Source organism: Enterococcus sp. HMSC078F03 (assembly GCF_001811595.1).
In the GTDB taxonomy this organism is placed as follows: Bacteria; Bacillota; Bacilli; order Lactobacillales; family Enterococcaceae; genus Enterococcus; species Enterococcus faecalis.
The window spans coordinates 101,833-120,545 of record NZ_KV805602.1; the positions used below are offsets into that span (position 1 = coordinate 101,833).

Below are 18,713 nucleotides of genomic sequence, written 5' to 3' on the forward strand. Positions count from 1 at the left end.
GATAGAAGATGGCAATTGATGTTATTGTAAGTAATGGACAAGATACGATTACAACTTATCAAGAAGCAATTAGAACAGCTGGAGAAAAGCTTGTCGAAAAAGGGAATATTGATGCTAAGTATATTGACGCTTGTATTGAAAGAGAAATTGACTTCCCGACAGGATTGTTACTAGCTAATGGAGATGGAATTGCTATTCCTCACGGAAACTCTGATTTAGTAAATAAAGACAGTATCAGTGTGGTAAGAATCAAGAACACAGTCGAATTCGGAAGAATGGAAGACAAAGATTTGAAAGTGGGTTGTTCTTTGGTTTTCAATTTAGCCTTAGCCTCTGGAAATCAACACATTGGTATTTTGCGAAAACTTATTGGCTTATTCCAAGATGAAGAGTTTGTAGATACATGTAAAAATGAAGAAACTGATACTGTTCAAAAATATTTACTGACTAAATTAGCTGAATAAAATCAGACGGATGGTATTTTCCATCCGTCTTTCATTTAGTGAAATATGAAAATATACACGATTTTAGGAGGAAAAAAATGAAGTTTTTTAATGAGATTATTGATGAAGTTTTGACGATAGGAAATGAAATATCTGATCAACAAGTGGATCGGATGACAAAAGCTATTCAGGGTGCAAATCATATTTTTTTAGCAGGTGCAGGTAGATCAGGTTTGATGATTCGAGCATTTGCCAATCGATTATTGCATTTAGGGTATTCAGTAAGCTTAGTCGGAGAAATTAGTTCACCACATACTAAATCAGGTGATTTATTCCTAATTGGCTCAGGTTCTGGAGAAACAACTAGTCTTGTTAATCAAGCAAAAATTGCAAAGGATAATGGCGTTGTAATCGGATTGTTTACAACAAATTCATCATCTACACTAGGAGAAATTGCTGATCAAGTAGTGATTATTCCAACACAGTCAAAACAGTCTAAGGATGAAGCTCTTCAACCAATGGGGTCTTTATTTGAACAGACTAGTTTATTTTTATATGATAGTATCATCTTAAATTTAATGGAAAAAACAGGAGAAACAAATCAAACGATGAAAACGCGTCATGCTGATTTAGAATAGGGTGAAAAAAGCTATTTGCCAAAAGATAATATGAAAAGAAGTTGTTTTTCATTATTTCTTTTGTAAGTGGCTTTTTTGATTTGAAAACATTTGAATGCTTACTTGTCGTCTTAAATATATCTAGCATAACAATCTTAATTAGGATATTAGCGTATTACTTTGGAATAATTGACTGTTTTTGATCTAGTGTTTGTTTTTATTAGTTAAGAGTTAGCTTACTATATTAATGATTTTTCCAATTTTATTTGATTATCACAATTGAAATGAAGAAAAATACATTTTTTGGACTGAAAAGAATAGATAATCCGACTGAAAGCGCTTATTATTTTTGTAAAGGGGGTTGTGTTAAAATGAGTGCTCGTGATCAAGAAATCCTTCGACAATTAATCAAACATCGAAGTTTAAAAGAAGCGGAGTTACTTAACGAACTTGAATTATCTTCCAGACAATTAGCTTATAGTATAGAAGCAATCAATGAAAAACTATCAGAAAAACGATTACCATTGATTGAAAGAAGAAATGGCTACTACTATGCAAAGAATGAATCGGCTGATTATTTAACGATTCATCAGTCTGTTCAAGATATCATATTTTCGAAAGAAGACAGAGTCCATTTACTGTTGATTATGATTTTAACTAGGGTTGAAGAGTTGTCCCTAGACCATTTTTGTATTGAACTTCAAATCAGTAAAAATACTGCTTTAGCAGATATTAAGAAAGCGAAAACTTTATTGCTGAAATACCATCTTGAAATAGAATTTTCACGTAAAAAGGGGTATGTGATAGTAGGAGAAGAATGGGATAAACGGATCGCCTTATTTCATTCGATTATTGAGATTTATAAAAACTATGGTGATAATGTCACTGTTCAACTATTGGAGAGTTCTCAAAAATATCTGGATAGTGTTAAAAATGATGTTCTAAAAATTGAAAAATTTTTGGGTGTGAAATATACAGATGAAGATTTTTATCCTTTACTTTACTTCATTTCCTCAATATTTGTAAGAATAGAACGAGGACAAATGATCGACAGTAGTCGTATTCAGGAAAGAGAGGAAATTGAACACACAAAAGAATATCAGTCTCTCTCTTATATTACTACAGATTTTCCTGACTTACCTGAAGATGAAAAAGTCTTTATCTCTTTACAGCTACTAAGTTCAAATGTTCGTAATAAAGGGATGGTCGCGAAAAAAGATTTACCTCTATTAGCCAATTCACTTTGGGAGTTTCTAACAGAGTTTGAAGTGAACACATTGTTGGTGTTGTCTGATAAAAAAGATTTACTGATAAAGTTATTAAACCATTTTAAGCCAGCATATTATCGAATTAAGTATGATCTTTCAACAGGAAATGTTCTGTATGATAAAATTCGATCAGAATACAATGTATTACACAATTTTGTATGTCAATCTATTTCCCCGTTGGAAAGATTTTTCCAAACTGAGATTTCAGATGAAGAAATTGCCTATATTACGCTATTTGTGGGTGGACATTTGATTAGTAATGATCACAATGATTTGGAAGAGAAAATAATTAAGGCGGTGATTTTGTGTCCGAATGGCATTTCTATGTCAAAATTGATTGAGCAAAAATTAAAGGAAATTTTCCCAGAATTTCTTTTTTATCCAACAAACTCAATACGTGAGTACAAGAAATTTATGCTGCCTCATGATATCGTGTTTTCCACTGTGCCAGTTAAGTCAGAAAAAAAAGTTTATGTAATGAATGAAATTCTGACTAACAGTGATCAATTGAAACTACGTCAGGATGTCATTAAGGATATCTTCCATTTAGATTTTGACAGTATTCGAGCGACAGATATAATAAGTGTTTTGAAACAGTATGTTTCGTTGGATGAAAAGCTGGAAACAAAATTGAAAGAGGATTTAAATTCGTTATTACTGAGTGAACAGAAATCAAATACTATTACTGAAAACAGTTCTAAGGGTGATCTTCTGCAAATGATTAAAAATGAGAATATTGTATTAGCAGAAGATCGGCTTTCGTGGGAAAGTATTCTTAATCAATCCAGTCAGGCATTGGTTAATCAAAAAATTATTTCCTCAGACTATAATGAGCTTTTGCTGCAAGAATACCTTGATCAACCTTCCTATATTATGTTACGGCAGCGTATTCTACTACTCCATCTTGATCCAGCGATTGTTGATCAGAAGTTGGGTGTGTTTATTACCGTTTTAAAACAAGAGATTACTTATCATGGGAAAAAAATCCATGTAGTTGCCTTATTAACAACGCCAGATAAAACCAGTCACCTACCAATTTTATATCATATCAATCGAATGGCAAATGATGCCGAATTCATTGAAGAATTAGTTAAGTTAGAAGATGTAAATGAAATAAGTAAAGCAATACGAAATTTTTCAACTAATGATAAAAATTCTTAGGACATTTTTTATTTAATTATTAGCGGTTCTCTGAAAAAGAAGCAAGGAATGCTTAATTTCCTTGCTTCTTTTTCGTTCATCACAATTGGTTCTTAAATAGTTACATTCTTTGTGAAAAAAGGAAATAGCTATTTGCTTTGAAAGCGTTTATTCTTTAGTCAAGGAGTTAGCCACTCACTAAAAAATGAAAAGGAGCGTTATTCATGTTAAAAGAATATGTCAAAGAAGAATTAATTCTTCTCAACTTAGATATTTCGAATAGAAACGACTTATTTAGACAGTTATCAGAAATCTTCCAAGAAAGAGGCTACATCAATGAAGGATTTTATGACTTTATTGTTGAAAGAGAAGAAAATTATCCAACTGGTCTAGATTTGGGCACACACACAGTTGCCATTCCTCACGGGAATCCAGAATACATTAAGCAATCATTTATCTCAGTGGTTACACTCCAACAACCCATTAAAATGAAGAAAATGGAAGATGCAGAGGAAGAAATTGATGTTGCTTTATTTTTTGTTTTAGGTTTAAACGATGGCACGCAACACCTTCAAATTTTGAAACAGGTCATAGGTGTGATTCAACAAGAAACATTTGTAAATAGAATAAAGGCTGCAAAAACATCGGAAGAAGTGATGAAGGAAATTTCAGCAATTGCTGTTGAAAAATAAATTTTAGGAGGAAAAAGAGATGAAGAAAGTAAATATTTTAGTAGCTTGTGGAAGTGGAGTTGCCACATCCACCATAGCAGCAGATGAAGTCAAAGCATTATGTAAAGAACATGGGATTCACATTAGTTTGAACAAATGTAGCATGACAGAATTACCATCAATGAGCAAAAATGCAGATATCGTGTTGACTACGAATAATTTCAAAGGAAATTTAGATGTACCGTTGATGAGTATCATGGGATTTGTTACTGGAATTAATGAAGACAAGCTTAAACATACGTTATTAGAGAAACTAAAAGAAATTCAAAACGCATAAAAAACGTTCCGCTTTTGCCTCGAAAACAAAGCGGAACGGCATACAAAAGTAAAGCTGAGTTCATTTTACCATAATCATAAAAAAAGTGTCGATGTTTAATTGAGAAATGAATCGGTGATTAGATGTCCCAACAGTCTTGTATTTCACTATAAAGGAGAAAAAAGAATGGATACACTAGTTAATATTGTACAGACCATCACTGGCATGGGTGCTTCAGCAATTTTACCAATTATTATTACTATTTTAGGGTTAGTTTTCCGAATGAAATTGGGGGATGCAATCAAAGCTGGGTTAACGGTTGGAGTAGGTTTTATCGGTTTGACATTAGTTGTTGGCTTGTTGAATGATTCATTGTCACCAGCAGTCGATTATTATTCAGAAATGGGAACTGGCTTCACAATTGCAGATATTGGCTGGCCAGCAGTAGGAGCGGCTTCTTGGATGGCACCATTCGCTGGTTTAGCTATTCCAATTGGTCTTGTACTTAATTTGATTTTAGTACGTTTGAAACTAACAAAAACATTGAATGTTGATATCTGGAATTACATGCATTTTCTAGTACCAGGTGCACTGGCTTACTTCATTTTTGATAATTTCTTTATCGGTTTGGCTGTAACCGTTATTTTATCTGTTCTTGCTTTGTTTGTCGGAGATTGGGTTGCACCTATGTGGCAAGAATACTATGGCTTAGAAGGAACGACTTGTACCACGATTATTCATACAGGCTGGACACTAATTGTTGCTTGGGCGATGAACAAATTGATTGACTTCATTCCAGGGCTAAACAAATTAGATATTAGCTTGGAACGTGTAAATAAACGAATTGGTGTATTAGGTGAACCTGTAATCATTGGAACGATTGTTGGGGTGCTTTTAGGTTTGTTAACAAGACAAGATATTACTACAATTATTCCTATGGGGATGGGGGTTGCCGGTGTAATGGTCTTAATGCCTCGTGTAGTAGGCGTATTAATGGATGGGCTATCACCAATTGGTAAAGCAGCGAAAGATTTCATGACCAAACAAATGGGCGAAGACGCAGATTTGAATATTGGGATGGATGTAGCTTTAGGACTAGGCGATCCAACGACGACGACAACAACAGTTATCTCTATTCCGTTGGTGATGCTTTGTGCGTTAGCGTTACCGGGAGTTAAAACATTCCCAATTGGTATTTTAATGTCTGTAATCTACATGTCTGTGATGACGGTTATGGCAAGCAAAGGAAATTTGTTGCGCTCAATACTAACAACTGTTCTTTTCTGTGTAATTGTCATGTACTTAGGTGGTTATGTAGCACCAGGTGCAACAGAGATGTTAAATGGTGCTGGAGTTGGTCTGAAAGGGCAAGGAACAGACTTTGTGTTAACAGGTCCATGGAGTATCCTTACTTACTGGCTTTCAACTATTTTTTAAGAATAATTAGTAAAAAAGAAAGAGGCGGAAATAAAAATGGCACAAATCTTACCTTCAATTTTTGGTGCAGATATTATGCACCTTCAAGATGATATCAATTTTTTAGAGGAAGAAAATACACAAATTTTACATGTGGATTTAATGGACGGAAATTTCGTTTCTAATATTGCATTTGGTCCCAATCAGATTGCCGAAATGAAAAAAAATTCTACAATGATTTTTGATGTTCATATGATGGTCAAACATCCGAAAGATCATATTGATGATGTTCTTGCAACGGGAGCAGAAATGATTTCTGTGCACTATGAATCAACACCACATATCCATTCTATTTTGCAAAAAATTCGTCAAGCTGGACGTAAAGCAGGTGTTGTAATTAATCCGGGAACCTCAGAAGTCGTGTTGGAATATTTACTGGATGACATTGACTATATTTTGATTATGACGATTAATCCAGGTCAACCAGGTCAAACTTTCATCCCAAAAAGTTTAGAAAAAATCCGTAATACGAAACAACTTATTGGGGATCGCAAAATTGACATTGAAGTAGATGGTGGAGTCAATAAAGAAATTGCAGAAAAGTGTGTGAAAGCCGGAGCAGAACTGATTGTTGTTGGCGGAGCATTATTCTCAGGTGATAAACAAGCACAATATCAATTATTAAAAGAAGCAGTCAAGTGAAAATAAAGATGTGATTCTCACTAGTTAATTAGTGAGAATCAGCATCAAAACTAAATCAATGGAAAGAGGAGAATCCGTAATGGGAAACTTTGAAGGGAAAGTCGCATTAGTAACTGGGGCAGCACATGGAATAGGTAAAGGAATTGCAGAAAAGTTTGCAGCAGCCGGAGCAAATACAGTAATCGTGGATTATAATCCAGAAACAGGAACAAAAACAGCAGAAGAAATTACAAATAAATATGTAAAATCGTTATTTGTTCAAGCGGATGTTTCAGATCCAGCTGCTTTGACAGAAGCTCGCGAAAAAGTGTTCAAAGAATTTGGCCGTATTGATTTTCTTGTCTTAAATGCTGGAGTAGCTTTTGCAAACAAAGTAAATGATATTTCTTTCGAAGAATGGAACAAAACATTAAGCATCAATTTAACCGGGCTATTTAATACAGTAAAAGCATTTTATAATGACTTTTTAGATAATCAGGGTTCAATTGTTTATATCAGTTCAGGATCAGCTTTAAGTGGAACTGGCGGTGGTGTATCATACCCAGCGTCTAAGGCTGGTGGGGAAGGGTTAATACGTGGATTAGCAAAAGAACTTGGACCTAAAGGGGTTAATGTTAATGCTATCGCTCCTCGTCTAATTGATACAGGTGAAATGATGCGCGTAAATTATCCAACCCGAGAAAGTTTAGATGCAGTTATCAATAAAATTCCAGTTCGACGTTTTGGAACCATTGAAGATGTTGCCAATTTAGCAATATTTTTAGCAGATCCAGCTAATTCCTATATTCAAGGACAAACCATTCTAATGGATGGTGGAAGAACGATTGCCTAAAGGAGACGAGAACCCTATGAAAAACTACACACTAGATATTTTAGCTGAACTCACTCAAAATGGACAAAGGATAGATACAAATGAGATTGCTCATTTTGTTGAACAAATTAAACAAGCAAATCATATTTTTTTGAATGGTGCAGGTCGCTCAGGAATTGCGATTCGAGCGTTTGCCAATCGATTAATGCATATTGGCTTTTCAGTTAGTATTGTTGGAGAGATCAGTTCTCCTCACTCCAAACCAGGAGATTTATTAATTATCTGTTCTGGATCAGGAGAGACTGGTAGTTTGAAAAGCTTGGCAGAAAAAGCGAAACAAAGTGGTATTGATTTAGCCTTGGTCACGATGAAAAAAGAGTCAACGATTGGTCAATTAGCTGACGTAGTACTTGTTTTACCAGGTACTACGAAAGAAGAAAATGATCGAGAAACAGCCTCTTTTGCTCAACCAATGGGGTCTGCGTTTGAACAATTGGCTTTTTTGACCTTTGATGGAATGGTTTTAAACTTAATGGATGAACTGGGGGAGACTTCAGAAACCATGTTTAAAAGGCATGCTGATTTTGAATAGTTTCTCATTTTTAAGTGTTAGTAAAAAGTATTACTGAATGGGAGAGTGTTTATAATGGCTACGGTGTTTATAGTTGTGATGAGAGCTTATGAAGAAGATAAAGAAGAAAAAGAATGGAGTAAAGAAAAATTTTTAGAAACATACAAGATATAATATTTTGAATAGTTTTAAAAGTGTAGGAAGCTTAAAATCTTTTTGCACTTTTTTGTATTTACTATTCAGAAAGATCCATTTGATTAGTTTATATGAAAATAAAAAAATACCTCTTTGTATAATTCCCTGTGATGGAATTTACGAAATAAGTGCAGCACACTTAATAAAGTCTGAATGAAATGTGAAGTTATTATTTATTTTAGGTTTCAAAAAGAGAACATCTTCCTATTGATCGTACATCAAAAAATATTTTAGCTATTTTAAAGCAGAGTCCAGTACATCTAAGTAATCAGCAATTATTAAAAAACTGATTACAGAATACGAGTTATTCATTTCTTATAAAAACCTGACTTGCAATATTTTACCCAAAATGCTAAAAGAGAGGTCTTTACCAATTGAGCGTGCTTATCATGGTTATTGGCAATACCGTCTGCCTAAATTGTAGGAGATGTTTACGATATAAAGACAGAAATGGATCTTACCTATATTTTTATTCGTTATGTTACTGTTACCTTAAAACGTCAAGAAGATACTTTTTATAAAAGTCAAAGGAAAATATTTTCTCACGAATCTACAGAATTTAATCAACGTGAACAAACAGGAAAGTTGCGGCATGCTGAAAAAGGATTTACTCCAGAAGAAATTTTTGAAAATAAGTTCGAGTGTACTCAACTGATTCAAGAAAGATTAGGACATGCGAATATACAGATTACTTTGGGAACATATGGGCATCTATATGTGAAGTCTGATAGTCAAGTTGTCGATATTCTGGACAGGATAATCTAAATAAAGGAATTTCAAAATAGTGAAAGTAAACCAATTGTTCTGAGTTTTCCAATTTTCTACCAATGCTTTTAAGAAAGCTGCTACCTCAACTATTGTTACCCGTTATTTCCTGTTTAAGATGTATCGGAAATAAAAAAAGTACCTTCATAACTTTCGAATCGCCCCTAAAAGCTAGATTTTTAGTCTAACTTTTAGGGGCGGCTTTTATTCATACAAGCTTCTAATTGAGGCACGAAGAAACCTGTGCTACACTTTGTATAAAGCATAAAAGGAGCAAAGAAAATGAAGAGGAAAACAATTCGAATACTACTAATCAGTAGCGGGTTTATTTTAATCCTGCTGGTGGGTTACCGTTTGTATCTAGAATATCAAACAGATATTCAATTATTTTTGAATCCTAAAGCTAGTAAGACACAATTATTAGAGCGAATTCGTTCACATGGTTTTTCAGCAGCGCTATTGTTAGTTTTTTTGACCGCGATCATGTGTGCAGTACCAGGGATTCCAACCTCGGTAATTGGTGTGATTGCAGGATTGAGTTTTGGTCCCTTCAGCGGCACACTCATTAATGTTTTAGGGAATAGTTTGGGAAATTTAGTTGCAATCTTTTTGATGCATCATATAAAATTTTTAGATAGAAAAACGGAGACCAATCATTGGGTCCAGTCCATTCGACGGATGAAGCATCCAAAAATTGGGATTATGGTGGGCTACATGATTCCAATTATTCCTTCTTCTGTGATTAATTTTGCTGCAGATACTATGCAGTTGCCATTAAAAAATTTAATAGCCGCTATATTCATTGGTGTAATTCCTTCCTCAATACTTTACGCATGTGGAGGCGAAGCGCTATTTCATGGATATAATAAAACGGCAGTATTGTTAATTGTGAGTGTTCTTTTGTTCGTTGGATTGGTGGTCATTATTGAGAAAGATAGAAAAAGATTTCAAAAAACTGTTCTTTAAGAACGGTTTTTTGTGCATTTGAACAATAAATCCTGTTAAATTTACAATTTTAAAAAGAAAGGACTTTGATAGAATGAAAGCGTAAACAATTTAAGGAGCTGATTTTGAATGCCAGATATTACAATATCTTGGGTTGCTGCAATTTTAGGATTAGTTGTAGCGATAGTATTAATTTTGAAAAAATTTAATCCTGTGTATTCCTTGTTTTTTGGTGCAATTGTTGGTTGTCTTATTGGAGGCGCTTCCCTGTCAGATACAGTCGCTGTTCTATTAAACGGAACACAAAGTATTATGGGAACCGCAATCCGTGTCTTAGCAGCCGGTATGTTGGCGGGTGTGATGATGGAATCTGGTGCGGCAGAATCAATTGCCAACGCCATTGTACAAAAGCTTGGCGAGAAAAAAGCTATTTTATCTTTGGCATTATCCACAATGGTAATTACAGCAGTGGGCGTATTCATTCCTGTTGCAGTGTTGATTGTTGCCCCGATTGCTCTATCTGTTGGGAAAAGTACGGGTATCAGTAAGTTATCATTATTGATTGCCTTATCAGGTGGCGGCAAAGCGGGCAATATTATTTCGCCTAATCCAAATACTATTGCAGCGGCGAACGGCTTTGATTTACCTTTAAGTGACGTTATGATTGCTGGTTTTATTCCAGCCGTATTTGGCTTAATTACAGCTGTTGTTCTTGCAAATATCATGAGAAGCAAAGGATCAATGGTCAAAGAAACGGATCTTGTAGAGGAACAAACAAAAGAATTATTACCTTTGAAAAAGGCGTTAATCGCGCCAGTGTTAGCGATTGTCTTATTATTACTTAATCCGATTGGCGCCGTTTTAAATATTTCTTTCATCAAAAGTTTGAATATTGATGCTCTGTATATTTTGCCGTTCGCTTCAGTTGTTGGGACAATTGCGATTGGGCAAACAAAACAACTGGCCTTTTATGCATCTTCTGGCTTGAAGAGAGTAACCGATACCGTTTTAATTTTAATTGGTGCAGGTGCAATTGCTGGATTAATTTCTGTTTCTGATTTATCAACACAAATTGTCCACTTAATTTCTGTTATGGGAATTTCTGGAACCTTCTTGGCACCGATTTCTGGTATTTTAATGGGCTTAGCAGTTGGTTCAACATCCACAGCGGTTATTTTAGCGACAGGTTCTTTTGGACCAGCGATTTTAGATATGGGCACATCTTCACTTTCAGCAGCAGTCATGGTGCATACTGGTGCAACTGTGATTGATAGTGTTCCTCAAGGCAATTATTTCCATATTACGGCACAAAGTATGAATATGACGATTAAAGAAAGAATTCGAGTGATTCCTTATGAAATGTGTGTCGGTGGGGTAATGACGATTGTTGCAACCATTTTATATGGCTTTATTTTAAACTAGTTGGAAAGTAGGCGCGAAAAGATGACGAAAAAATTTGTTTTGGCTCCAGACTCATTTAAAGAAAGTATGAGTGCAAAAGAAGCCTGTCTGGCAATGGAAAAAGGGATTTTAGCTGTATTTAAAGATGCAGACATTCAACATGTCCCGATGGCAGACGGCGGGGAAGGAACGGTGGATTCCTTAGTGGATGCAACAGGAGGTACAAGAGTACCAGTGCGCGTGGCAGGACCGCTTCCTGATCAAATCGTTGAAACCTATTACGGCTTATTAGGTGACCAAGAAACGGTGGTCATTGAAATGGCGAAAGCCAACGGAATTGAATTGGTTAAAGCAGCAGAACGTAATCCCTTGATCACTTCTACTTATGGTACAGGAGAGATGATTCAACATGCGCTCAATCATGGGGCAAAAAAAATCATTATCGGCATTGGTGGTAGCGTGACAAATGATGGGGGTGCAGGTATGATTCAGGCACTTGGTGCGCGTTTGTTAGACAAGGAAGGGCAAGAATTGACACGTGGCGGTGGTGCATTAGATAAACTGGCGCAGATCGATTTAACACAGTTTGATCAACGCATTTTTGCTACCGAAGTTCTAGTAGCAAGTGATGTGAATAACCCACTAACAGGGCCAACAGGGGCGTCTCATGTCTTTGGCCCGCAAAAAGGTGCGACAGAAGAAATGGTGGCTCAATTAGATAAAAACTTAGCCCATTATGCAGCGATTATCAAAAAAGAGGTCGGCATTGATGTTGAGATGATGCCAGGCGCAGGAGCTGCTGGTGGTTTGGGTGCAGGGTTACTAGCATTCACAAAAGCTCAGTTACGCCCAGGAATTGATATTGTCGTAGAAGTGAATCAATTAGAAGAAAAAATAAAAGCCGCTGATTATGTCTTTACTGGTGAAGGTGGGATGGATTTTCAAACAAAATTCGGCAAAGCCCCTTATGGCGTCTCACGTTTGGCCAAGAAGTATCAAAAACCGGTTTTCGCTTGTGCTGGCTATATCGGCAAAGATGTGGATGTCCTCTATGAAGAAGGGATGACGGCTATTTTTGGAATTTTGGCCAAAGCCGAACCATTGGAAGCAGCATTGAAAAATGGACCAGTTAACTTAGAAAGAACCGTTGAAAATATTGCTCGTACATTACAGCTGGTGCCTTGTGACTAAGAACTAACCATGGTATCATCAGTAATGAAAGCTGAAATAAAAATGTTCAGTCGTTGATCTGAAGAATTAAGCGTTTGGGACATAAGTCATTGCGGCTTATGTCCCAAACGCTACTCGCTTTTTAGAAAGTTGGCGATAGCAATGTTAAAATTAGACAAAATCCAAGCAAATAAAATTGTTGAAAAGTTGATGGCAGATATTCCTTATAACATCAATATTATGGATGAACGAGGAAAAATTATTGCGAGTGGAGATTCTGCTCGAATTGGGGAGCGCCATCGTGGCGCAGAAAGAGCCATCAATGAACGAAAAAATATTGAAATTTATAAAGATACTTCTTTAGAGAAAAAAGGCACCAATGAACCGATTATTTTGAATAATCACATTTTAGGTGTCGTAGGCATTTCAGGAGAACCAGACGAGGTGCGCAAATTTACCAAGCTTGTGCGCTCGATTGTTCTTTTACTGACAGAAGAATTAAATACACAACAAGAACGCGAAAAAAAGAAGAAACAAAAAAATCAGTTTATCCAGCACTTAATGCATGTTGATTCTGCTTACTCAGAAGCCTTAAAACTTGAAGCGTTGGAACTATATAACCTTCAATTAGATGACCAGAATCATTGTGTACTGACCAAGGACAAGCGCTTATTATCCAGTTATTATCCTGGACATGAAATATTTGAATGGGAAAATTGTTATCTGGTGATTACTTCTGAACCACCTCAGATAACAAAGCCAGTAACAGAATACCTTGTGATAAGTTCGGAAAAAGCCACGATTCAACAAATGGTCCAAGAGGCACAAAACACGTATTTACTTCTATCGTTTCTCCAATTAGAAAAGGCTAAGTTTTACCAAGCAGAAGATTTTTTCATTCAAGGAATTTTTAATTTTCCTTTTCATATTGAATTGGATTTTTTTGAAACCATCCAGACGATTTATGATGAATACTATGAAACCGTTATTTTTTTCGCCAATCATAACTTAAACATCAATGAAACCTCACAAGTATTACATATCCATCGAAATACATTGAATTACCGTTTGAAACGAATTCATGAATTGACGGGGATGGATCCAAAAGTTTGGCAAGATTTTTGGAAATTGTTCTATTATTTTGCCTATTGCTTTAAAGAACGTTTTGAAAAGTAGTGAGGAGCAGGGATGCTTGTTTGTTAAGCAAGTGTCAGCATATTTTTCGCCAGAATCAAAAATATCTTTTATAATAATTGTAAGGAATCAAACGATTTAGATATCAATGAGGAGTGGTGCCAGTGAAAAAAGCAGTTTTAATTGTTAACCCCAGTTCTGGTGGTGAAAAAGCCAAAGAATTTGAAACGTTAGCAGAAGAAAAATTAAAGCAGTTATTTGATGAAGTTGTAGTGAAACAAACAGAAAAAGGCGGCGATGCAGAACAATTTGCCCGTGAAGCTGCGGAAAGTCACTTCGACAGTGTTTTCGTAATGGGGGGAGATGGAACCGTTAATGAAGGAATTAGCGGGTTGGCAGAACAAGCTTGCCGCCCAAAATTTGGCTTTTTTCCTTTAGGAACGGTGAACGATTTAGCGCGAGCCTTGAATTTACCGATGGATCCTGAAGAGGCGATTCAACAATTAGATTTAGAAAAAACCAGTGCTTTAGATGTGGGGAAAATCAATGACGACTACTTTATGAATGTCGTTGCGATTGGGACGATTCCAGAGTCAATTAACGACGTGGACGTTGAACAAAAAACGAAGTTAGGAAAACTCGCTTATTTTATTTCAGGTGCCAAACATTTAGCGAATGCTCAAACGTATCCTTTTCATTTAAGCTTGGATCAAAAAGAACAAACCATTGAAAGTAGTACCGTTTTAGTTGGCTTAACGAATTCAATCGGTGGTTTTGAAACATTATTACCAGAGGCCCAAGTGGATGATGGCAAACTTCATTTAGTTTATTTAAAAGATCAATCATTGTGGGATGCAGTAAAAGCAGTCCCAGATTTGTTAAAAGGCGTCGACCAGTCCACTGATAATTTAGTTTACCTAACCTTTAAAGAAGGAACAATCTCCTTAGAAAACCAAGAAGAATTAACCACTAATGTGGATGGTGATGAAGGAGCTGCTTTGCCAATTACGCTGAAGATTTTGCCTAAACACTTGACGGTCTATTGCGGTGAAGAACAAACAAAATAGCTGATTTTTTGAGAAAAGCTAGAACATTTCTATTTGTTTAAAAAACAGATAAGTTCTGGCTTTTCAAATCATCTAAAAGAGAATCAACCAAGGGCTATGCTATACTTTGTTTCTACATATTGATAGATAAAGGAGTTAATGAGATGAGAAGAAAAAAACATAAAAACAAAAAGAAACAAGAACTTTTTGAAGAGATTGAAAAACAAGAATTAGCAGAACAAGAAACTAAGCAATTGAATGAAGAAATCGAAGACCCAGAATTTCGTTCTTTTTTTCAAGATGTCTTGAAAAAATTTCCACAAAAAACGTCTACGGCCATAATGAATGCTTTCGCAACTTCTAAAGGTAAAGCAGAACAATTAGTGACGAACAGTCAAACACAACTCGACAAAGTATTTGATGAATTTTTGGCTGGTGTTTCACCTGACGTGAAAAAGAAAAGTCATCAAACGATTCATTTTGCTGCATTGTCAGCAGCAATTATTGGGTTTTCACCAATTCCATTTTCGGATGCTTTTTTACTGGTACCTGTTCAATTAACTATGATGTCACGGCTGCATAAAATTTTTGGTCAGTCTTGGTCTGAAAGCTTAGGGAAAAGTTTAACCAAAGAATTAGTAGTGGTTAGTTTAGGTAAGAGCGCAGTCGGAAATATTCTAAAAGTGATTCCTGTTGTCGGAACTGTGACTGGTGGCATGGTCAATGCTTCAGTTGCGGTAGCAATTACGGAAGCGCTTGGCTGGGTTACCGTCAAAATGTTAAACGATGGTGTTGATATCTTTGATGATGTGATGTCTTTCAAAGGACAATTTTCAACATTATTTAAAGCCATCCAAAATGCTAAAAAGAAATAATCGCTGTATCGATTAACTAGGGTGAGACACATTTAAACTTTTTTAAGTAATTCGTAGCAAATTTCCAAGGTTTTCGTCACAAATTATTCACAGGTTCTCGTTAATATATAAGCATACCAACAAAACACCCAACATAAACACTTTTCATTTTTACTCCTCAAGTAAAAATAACTCCTTTCCACTCAGTCTACCCAACTGAGTGGTTTTTTTTGCGAAAAAAGAGGGCGTTGAACAATTTGTTCAACGCCCTCTTTTAAATAGATGGGGAAGTCATTTGTTAAGAATTATTTTTTCCATTCTGATACTTGGTCTTTATGTGAATCAACCCAATCGCGTGCAGCTTCTTGTGGGTCTTTGCCTTCGTTAATTTCTAACATGACAGATTCCATATCCTTAGTTGTCCAATGGAAATTATCTAACACTTTGTAAGCTTCTGGTTGATCTTCTTTTAGGCCTTGGCGAGCCATTGTGTGAATCGCTTCTTCGCCGCCCATAGTGCCTTTTGGATCAGCTAAATATTTTAAATCATATTTTGCAAACATCCAGTGAGGAGACCAGCCAGTAATAACGATGTCTTCGTTGTTTTTAATTGCTTGTCCTAAGGCGACAGTCATGGCACCTGATGAAGAAGTTTCAACAGACCAATCTTTCAAATTAGGATAAGCTTCTTTAGTTTTCTCTGCTGCTGCAACAACACCAGCCCCAGGTTCAATTCCAGTAATCTTTTTCCCAGCTTGATCAGATAAATCTTCGATAGAATCAACATCCATATAAGAAGGGACAACAATTCCTAACTTCGCGCCTTTAAGGTTTTCACCAAGGTCGTCTAATTTATCTTTATATTGTTTATATTGCTCTGCGTGAGTTCCTGGCAGCCACGCACCAACCATGGCATCTGTTTCACCTTTAGCTACAGATTCCCACATGATTGCGTTATCTAAAGGAGTCGTTTTAACATCATATCCCATATCTTTTAAGACTTCGGCAACCACATGTGTGGAGGCTACTTCGGTATCCCATTCCACATAAGAAAGGGAAATTTGCTTATCATTTGTTGTTGTAAAAATTGAAGCACCAACTAAGCCAGCGACAATTACAACAACCGCTGCAATAATCCCGTATTTTTTCTTTTTAGAGGTGGCACCAGCTGCTTTAGGGGCTGCTTTTTTATTATTTAAATGTTGAGTAAAACGGTCAATGATAATCGCTAAAATAACTAAAGCCACACCATTTACGAAACCGTTCCCGACTTGTGCACGTTGTAAAGCGGAAAGGACGCCACGTCCTAATCCAGGCGCACCAATCATTGAAGCAATAACTACCATTGATAGGGCTAGCATGGTTGTTTGGTTAACACCAGCCATAATCGTGTTTTTGGCTAAAGGTAATTCTAATTTGAATAATTTTTGCCAGCCAGTACTACCGTAAGAATCAGCTGCTTCAACAAGTTCATTTGGCACTTGTCGAATTCCTAAGTTCGTAAAGCGAACGGTTGGTGGTAAAGCGAAGATAACAGAGGCGAAGACCCCAGGAACCATACCAATTCCGAAGAATGCAACGGCTGGAATCAAGTAAACGAAACCAGGCATTGTTTGCATGAAGTCCAAAATCGGTGTAATGATACTTTTGGCTTTTTCGCTTTTCGCCATTAAAATCCCTAGTGGCACACCAATGATAATGGAAATAACACTAGAAAGTAAAACTAACGTAACGGTACTCATTAAATCGTTCCATAAGTTTTGATTATAGATAAACATTAAGCCAATAAACGTGAATAAACTTAAGCCAATTTTTTTATTAGAAATAAAGAAAGCAGCAATCGTTAATAGCACGATCAGCACAAGTGGTGGTACGGCTGTTAGTAAGGCAGTAATGTTGTCCATTACACTTTGACCAATTGTTTGTAAAAAGCTGAATAATCCAGCAAATGTTGAAGTTAACCAATCAGTAAAACTTTCAACCCAAGACGCGACAGGTAATTGATACTTATTCATGTTCGTTCACCTCTGTTTCTGCAAGTGCTTCAAGTACGCTACCACGGATGACCACGCCTAATAGTTTGCCGTTATCAGTCACGGCAAGAGGCGTTTGTGCATCATAAATCAGTGGGAAAATATCATTCACTAACATATCTTTGTCGATTGTTTGAATTTCTGGATCCACACATTCTACAAGAGAAGTCCCGTTTTTACGCGCTTCTAAAGCTTTTTCTGCGCGTACAACGCCTTTTAGTTGGCGTTTTTTATCCACGGCAAGTAACATACTCACTTCTTCTTGACGCATCCGTTTTAAAGCAACAGTTGGGCCATCAATTTCAATGTTAGTAGTTAAAGCAGGTACCATAATATTTTGGGCAGTTAAGACTTTTGAACGATCCACATCTTCCACGAAGGTTCGCACATATTCGTTGGCTGGGTTGGTTAAAATTTCTTCTCCAGTCCCAATTTGCATAATTTGACCATCTTTCATCAAAGCAATCCGGTCGCCGATTCGTAAAGCTTCATTCAAATCATGTGTGATAAAGATAATGGTTTTTTTGACATTTTCTTGTAAATCTAATAGTTCGTCTTGCATTTCACGACGAATTAACGGATCAAGAGCAGAGAACGCTTCGTCCATTAATAAAATTTCTGGATCGTTAGCCAAGGCACGAGCAAGGCCGACACGTTGTTGCATCCCACCAGATAATTGACTTGGTAATTGGTCTTTAAAAGCAATTAAGCTAGAATTTTCTAAGGCTTTTTCAGCTTTTGCTTGGCGTTCTTCTTTAGGAACACCACGAATTTCTAAACCATATTCCGTATTTTCTAAGATAGTTAGATGGGGGAAAAGACCAAAGTTTTGGAAAACCATGCTCATTTTATTTCGACGTACTTCACGTAATCCTTCTTTATCTAAAGAAGAAATATCTTGTCCATCAATATAAATATTTCCTGAAGTTGGTTCAATCAAACGATTTAATAAACGAATTAATGTTGATTTTCCACTTCCTGATAACCCCATAATAACGAAAATTTCGCCTTCTTCAACTTCGAAATTTACATCATAAACACCGACTGTGGCACCCGTTTTTTCTAAAATTTCTGTTTTACTTTTGTTGGCACGAATCATTTCAAGTGCCGGTTTGGTTTTCTTACCAAAGATCTTGGTAAGGTGATTTACTTTTACTTTTGGCAAATCATTGTTCCTCCTCATTAAAAAAAGTGACTACATCAGACTACTATAAA

Annotated in this window: 18 protein-coding genes; 16 read left to right on the plus strand and 2 right to left on the minus strand. The window is 36.1% G+C overall.

Translation table 11 applies throughout. From position 1 onward, the window contains the following. Positions 1–8: 8 nt before the first annotated feature. From HMPREF2810_RS13155 to HMPREF2810_RS13230, 16 genes are all read left to right on the plus strand, one after another. Positions 9–464, plus strand: a complete 456-nt coding sequence (locus HMPREF2810_RS13155) for a PTS sugar transporter subunit IIA (RefSeq protein WP_002368859.1) — start codon at positions 9–11, stop codon at positions 462–464. 77 nt (positions 465–541) lie between these two features. Further along, the gene (hxlB, locus tag HMPREF2810_RS13160) at positions 542–1,081 is read left to right on the plus strand and encodes a 6-phospho-3-hexuloisomerase (protein ID WP_010815225.1); all 540 of its coding nucleotides are present in this window, start codon (positions 542–544) and stop codon (positions 1,079–1,081) included. 350 nt (positions 1,082–1,431) lie between these two features. Then, positions 1,432–3,489, plus strand: a complete 2,058-nt coding sequence (locus tag HMPREF2810_RS13165; protein ID WP_048942235.1) for a BglG family transcription antiterminator — start codon at positions 1,432–1,434, stop codon at positions 3,487–3,489. Positions 3,490–3,692: 203 nt separating this feature from the next. Then, complete coding sequence (locus tag HMPREF2810_RS13170) at positions 3,693–4,160, plus strand: PTS sugar transporter subunit IIA (protein WP_002384125.1); 468 nt, start codon at positions 3,693–3,695, stop codon at positions 4,158–4,160. A 19-nt stretch (positions 4,161–4,179) separates the two neighbouring features. Further along, a complete protein-coding gene (locus HMPREF2810_RS13175) occupies positions 4,180–4,476 on the plus strand; it encodes a PTS sugar transporter subunit IIB (protein ID WP_002368863.1) in 297 nt (98 codons plus the stop codon). A 165-nt stretch (positions 4,477–4,641) separates the two neighbouring features. Then, positions 4,642–5,892, plus strand: a complete 1,251-nt coding sequence (locus tag HMPREF2810_RS13180) for a PTS transporter subunit IIC (protein WP_002384126.1) — start codon at positions 4,642–4,644, stop codon at positions 5,890–5,892. Positions 5,893–5,928: 36 nt separating this feature from the next. Continuing rightward, positions 5,929–6,573 (plus strand): ribulose-phosphate 3-epimerase, encoded by a 645-nt coding sequence (rpe, locus tag HMPREF2810_RS13185; protein WP_002384128.1) that lies wholly within the window; start codon positions 5,929–5,931, stop codon positions 6,571–6,573. 79 nt (positions 6,574–6,652) lie between these two features. Then, positions 6,653–7,405, plus strand: coding sequence for an SDR family NAD(P)-dependent oxidoreductase (locus HMPREF2810_RS13190; protein ID WP_070635619.1), 753 nt, complete (start codon positions 6,653–6,655; stop codon positions 7,403–7,405). A gap of 16 nt (positions 7,406–7,421) precedes the next feature. After that, positions 7,422–7,976, plus strand: a complete 555-nt coding sequence (hxlB, locus tag HMPREF2810_RS13195; RefSeq protein ID WP_010815223.1) for a 6-phospho-3-hexuloisomerase — start codon at positions 7,422–7,424, stop codon at positions 7,974–7,976. A 624-nt stretch (positions 7,977–8,600) separates the two neighbouring features. Further along, positions 8,601–8,915: a hypothetical protein gene (locus HMPREF2810_RS13200; protein WP_002368871.1), complete on the plus strand. Its 315-nt coding sequence runs from the start codon at positions 8,601–8,603 to the stop codon at positions 8,913–8,915. Between the two features lie 282 nt (positions 8,916–9,197). Beyond that, positions 9,198–9,881, plus strand: a complete 684-nt coding sequence (locus tag HMPREF2810_RS13205; protein WP_002384132.1) for a TVP38/TMEM64 family protein — start codon at positions 9,198–9,200, stop codon at positions 9,879–9,881. A 108-nt stretch (positions 9,882–9,989) separates the two neighbouring features. Then, positions 9,990–11,282, plus strand: a complete 1,293-nt coding sequence (locus tag HMPREF2810_RS13210) for a GntP family permease (RefSeq protein ID WP_002359581.1) — start codon at positions 9,990–9,992, stop codon at positions 11,280–11,282. Between the two features lie 21 nt (positions 11,283–11,303). Then, positions 11,304–12,452 carry a glycerate kinase gene (locus HMPREF2810_RS13215; protein ID WP_002356517.1) on the plus strand — a complete coding sequence of 383 codons (1,149 nt, stop codon included), beginning with the start codon at positions 11,304–11,306 and terminating at the stop codon, positions 12,450–12,452. 141 nt (positions 12,453–12,593) lie between these two features. Next, positions 12,594–13,607, plus strand: a complete 1,014-nt coding sequence (locus HMPREF2810_RS13220; protein ID WP_002379728.1) for a CdaR family transcriptional regulator — start codon at positions 12,594–12,596, stop codon at positions 13,605–13,607. A gap of 122 nt (positions 13,608–13,729) precedes the next feature. Beyond that, the gene (locus tag HMPREF2810_RS13225) at positions 13,730–14,632 is read left to right on the plus strand and encodes a diacylglycerol/lipid kinase family protein (RefSeq protein WP_010815221.1); all 903 of its coding nucleotides are present in this window, start codon (positions 13,730–13,732) and stop codon (positions 14,630–14,632) included. Between the two features lie 119 nt (positions 14,633–14,751). Continuing rightward, a complete protein-coding gene (locus HMPREF2810_RS13230; protein ID WP_002384134.1) occupies positions 14,752–15,486 on the plus strand; it encodes a YcjF family protein in 735 nt (244 codons plus the stop codon). A gap of 284 nt (positions 15,487–15,770) precedes the next feature. Here HMPREF2810_RS13230 and HMPREF2810_RS13235 read toward each other — a convergent pair whose 3' ends face one another. Next, positions 15,771–17,480, minus strand: a complete 1,710-nt coding sequence (locus HMPREF2810_RS13235) for an ABC transporter permease/substrate binding protein (RefSeq protein ID WP_002384135.1) — start codon at positions 17,478–17,480, stop codon at positions 15,771–15,773. Continuing rightward, positions 17,473–18,663: a quaternary amine ABC transporter ATP-binding protein gene (locus HMPREF2810_RS13240; protein ID WP_010815220.1), complete on the minus strand. Its 1,191-nt coding sequence runs from the start codon at positions 18,661–18,663 to the stop codon at positions 17,473–17,475. Before HMPREF2810_RS13240 ends, HMPREF2810_RS13235 begins: the two co-directional genes overlap by 8 nt. Positions 18,664–18,713 lie beyond the last annotated feature (50 nt).

What these genes read in the sequence shown, in the direction of transcription:
- HMPREF2810_RS13155 (WP_002368859.1), top strand. Translation starts at nt 9, where the DNA reads ATGGCAATTGATGTTATTGTAAGTAATGGACAAGATACGATTACAACT.
- hxlB (WP_010815225.1), top strand. Translation starts at nt 542, where the DNA reads ATGAAGTTTTTTAATGAGATTATTGATGAAGTTTTGACGATAGGAAAT.
- HMPREF2810_RS13165 (WP_048942235.1), top strand. Translation starts at nt 1,432, where the DNA reads ATGAGTGCTCGTGATCAAGAAATCCTTCGACAATTAATCAAACATCGA.
- HMPREF2810_RS13170 (WP_002384125.1), top strand. Translation starts at nt 3,693, where the DNA reads ATGTTAAAAGAATATGTCAAAGAAGAATTAATTCTTCTCAACTTAGAT.
- HMPREF2810_RS13175 (WP_002368863.1), top strand. Translation starts at nt 4,180, where the DNA reads ATGAAGAAAGTAAATATTTTAGTAGCTTGTGGAAGTGGAGTTGCCACA.
- HMPREF2810_RS13180 (WP_002384126.1), top strand. Translation starts at nt 4,642, where the DNA reads ATGGATACACTAGTTAATATTGTACAGACCATCACTGGCATGGGTGCT.
- rpe (WP_002384128.1), top strand. Translation starts at nt 5,929, where the DNA reads ATGGCACAAATCTTACCTTCAATTTTTGGTGCAGATATTATGCACCTT.
- HMPREF2810_RS13190 (WP_070635619.1), top strand. Translation starts at nt 6,653, where the DNA reads ATGGGAAACTTTGAAGGGAAAGTCGCATTAGTAACTGGGGCAGCACAT.
- hxlB (WP_010815223.1), top strand. Translation starts at nt 7,422, where the DNA reads ATGAAAAACTACACACTAGATATTTTAGCTGAACTCACTCAAAATGGA.
- HMPREF2810_RS13200 (WP_002368871.1), top strand. Translation starts at nt 8,601, where the DNA reads ATGGATCTTACCTATATTTTTATTCGTTATGTTACTGTTACCTTAAAA.
- HMPREF2810_RS13205 (WP_002384132.1), top strand. Translation starts at nt 9,198, where the DNA reads ATGAAGAGGAAAACAATTCGAATACTACTAATCAGTAGCGGGTTTATT.
- HMPREF2810_RS13210 (WP_002359581.1), top strand. Translation starts at nt 9,990, where the DNA reads ATGCCAGATATTACAATATCTTGGGTTGCTGCAATTTTAGGATTAGTT.
- HMPREF2810_RS13215 (WP_002356517.1), top strand. Translation starts at nt 11,304, where the DNA reads ATGACGAAAAAATTTGTTTTGGCTCCAGACTCATTTAAAGAAAGTATG.
- HMPREF2810_RS13220 (WP_002379728.1), top strand. Translation starts at nt 12,594, where the DNA reads ATGTTAAAATTAGACAAAATCCAAGCAAATAAAATTGTTGAAAAGTTG.
- HMPREF2810_RS13235 (WP_002384135.1), bottom strand. Translation starts at nt 17,480, where the DNA reads ATGAATAAGTATCAATTACCTGTCGCGTCTTGGGTTGAAAGTTTTACT.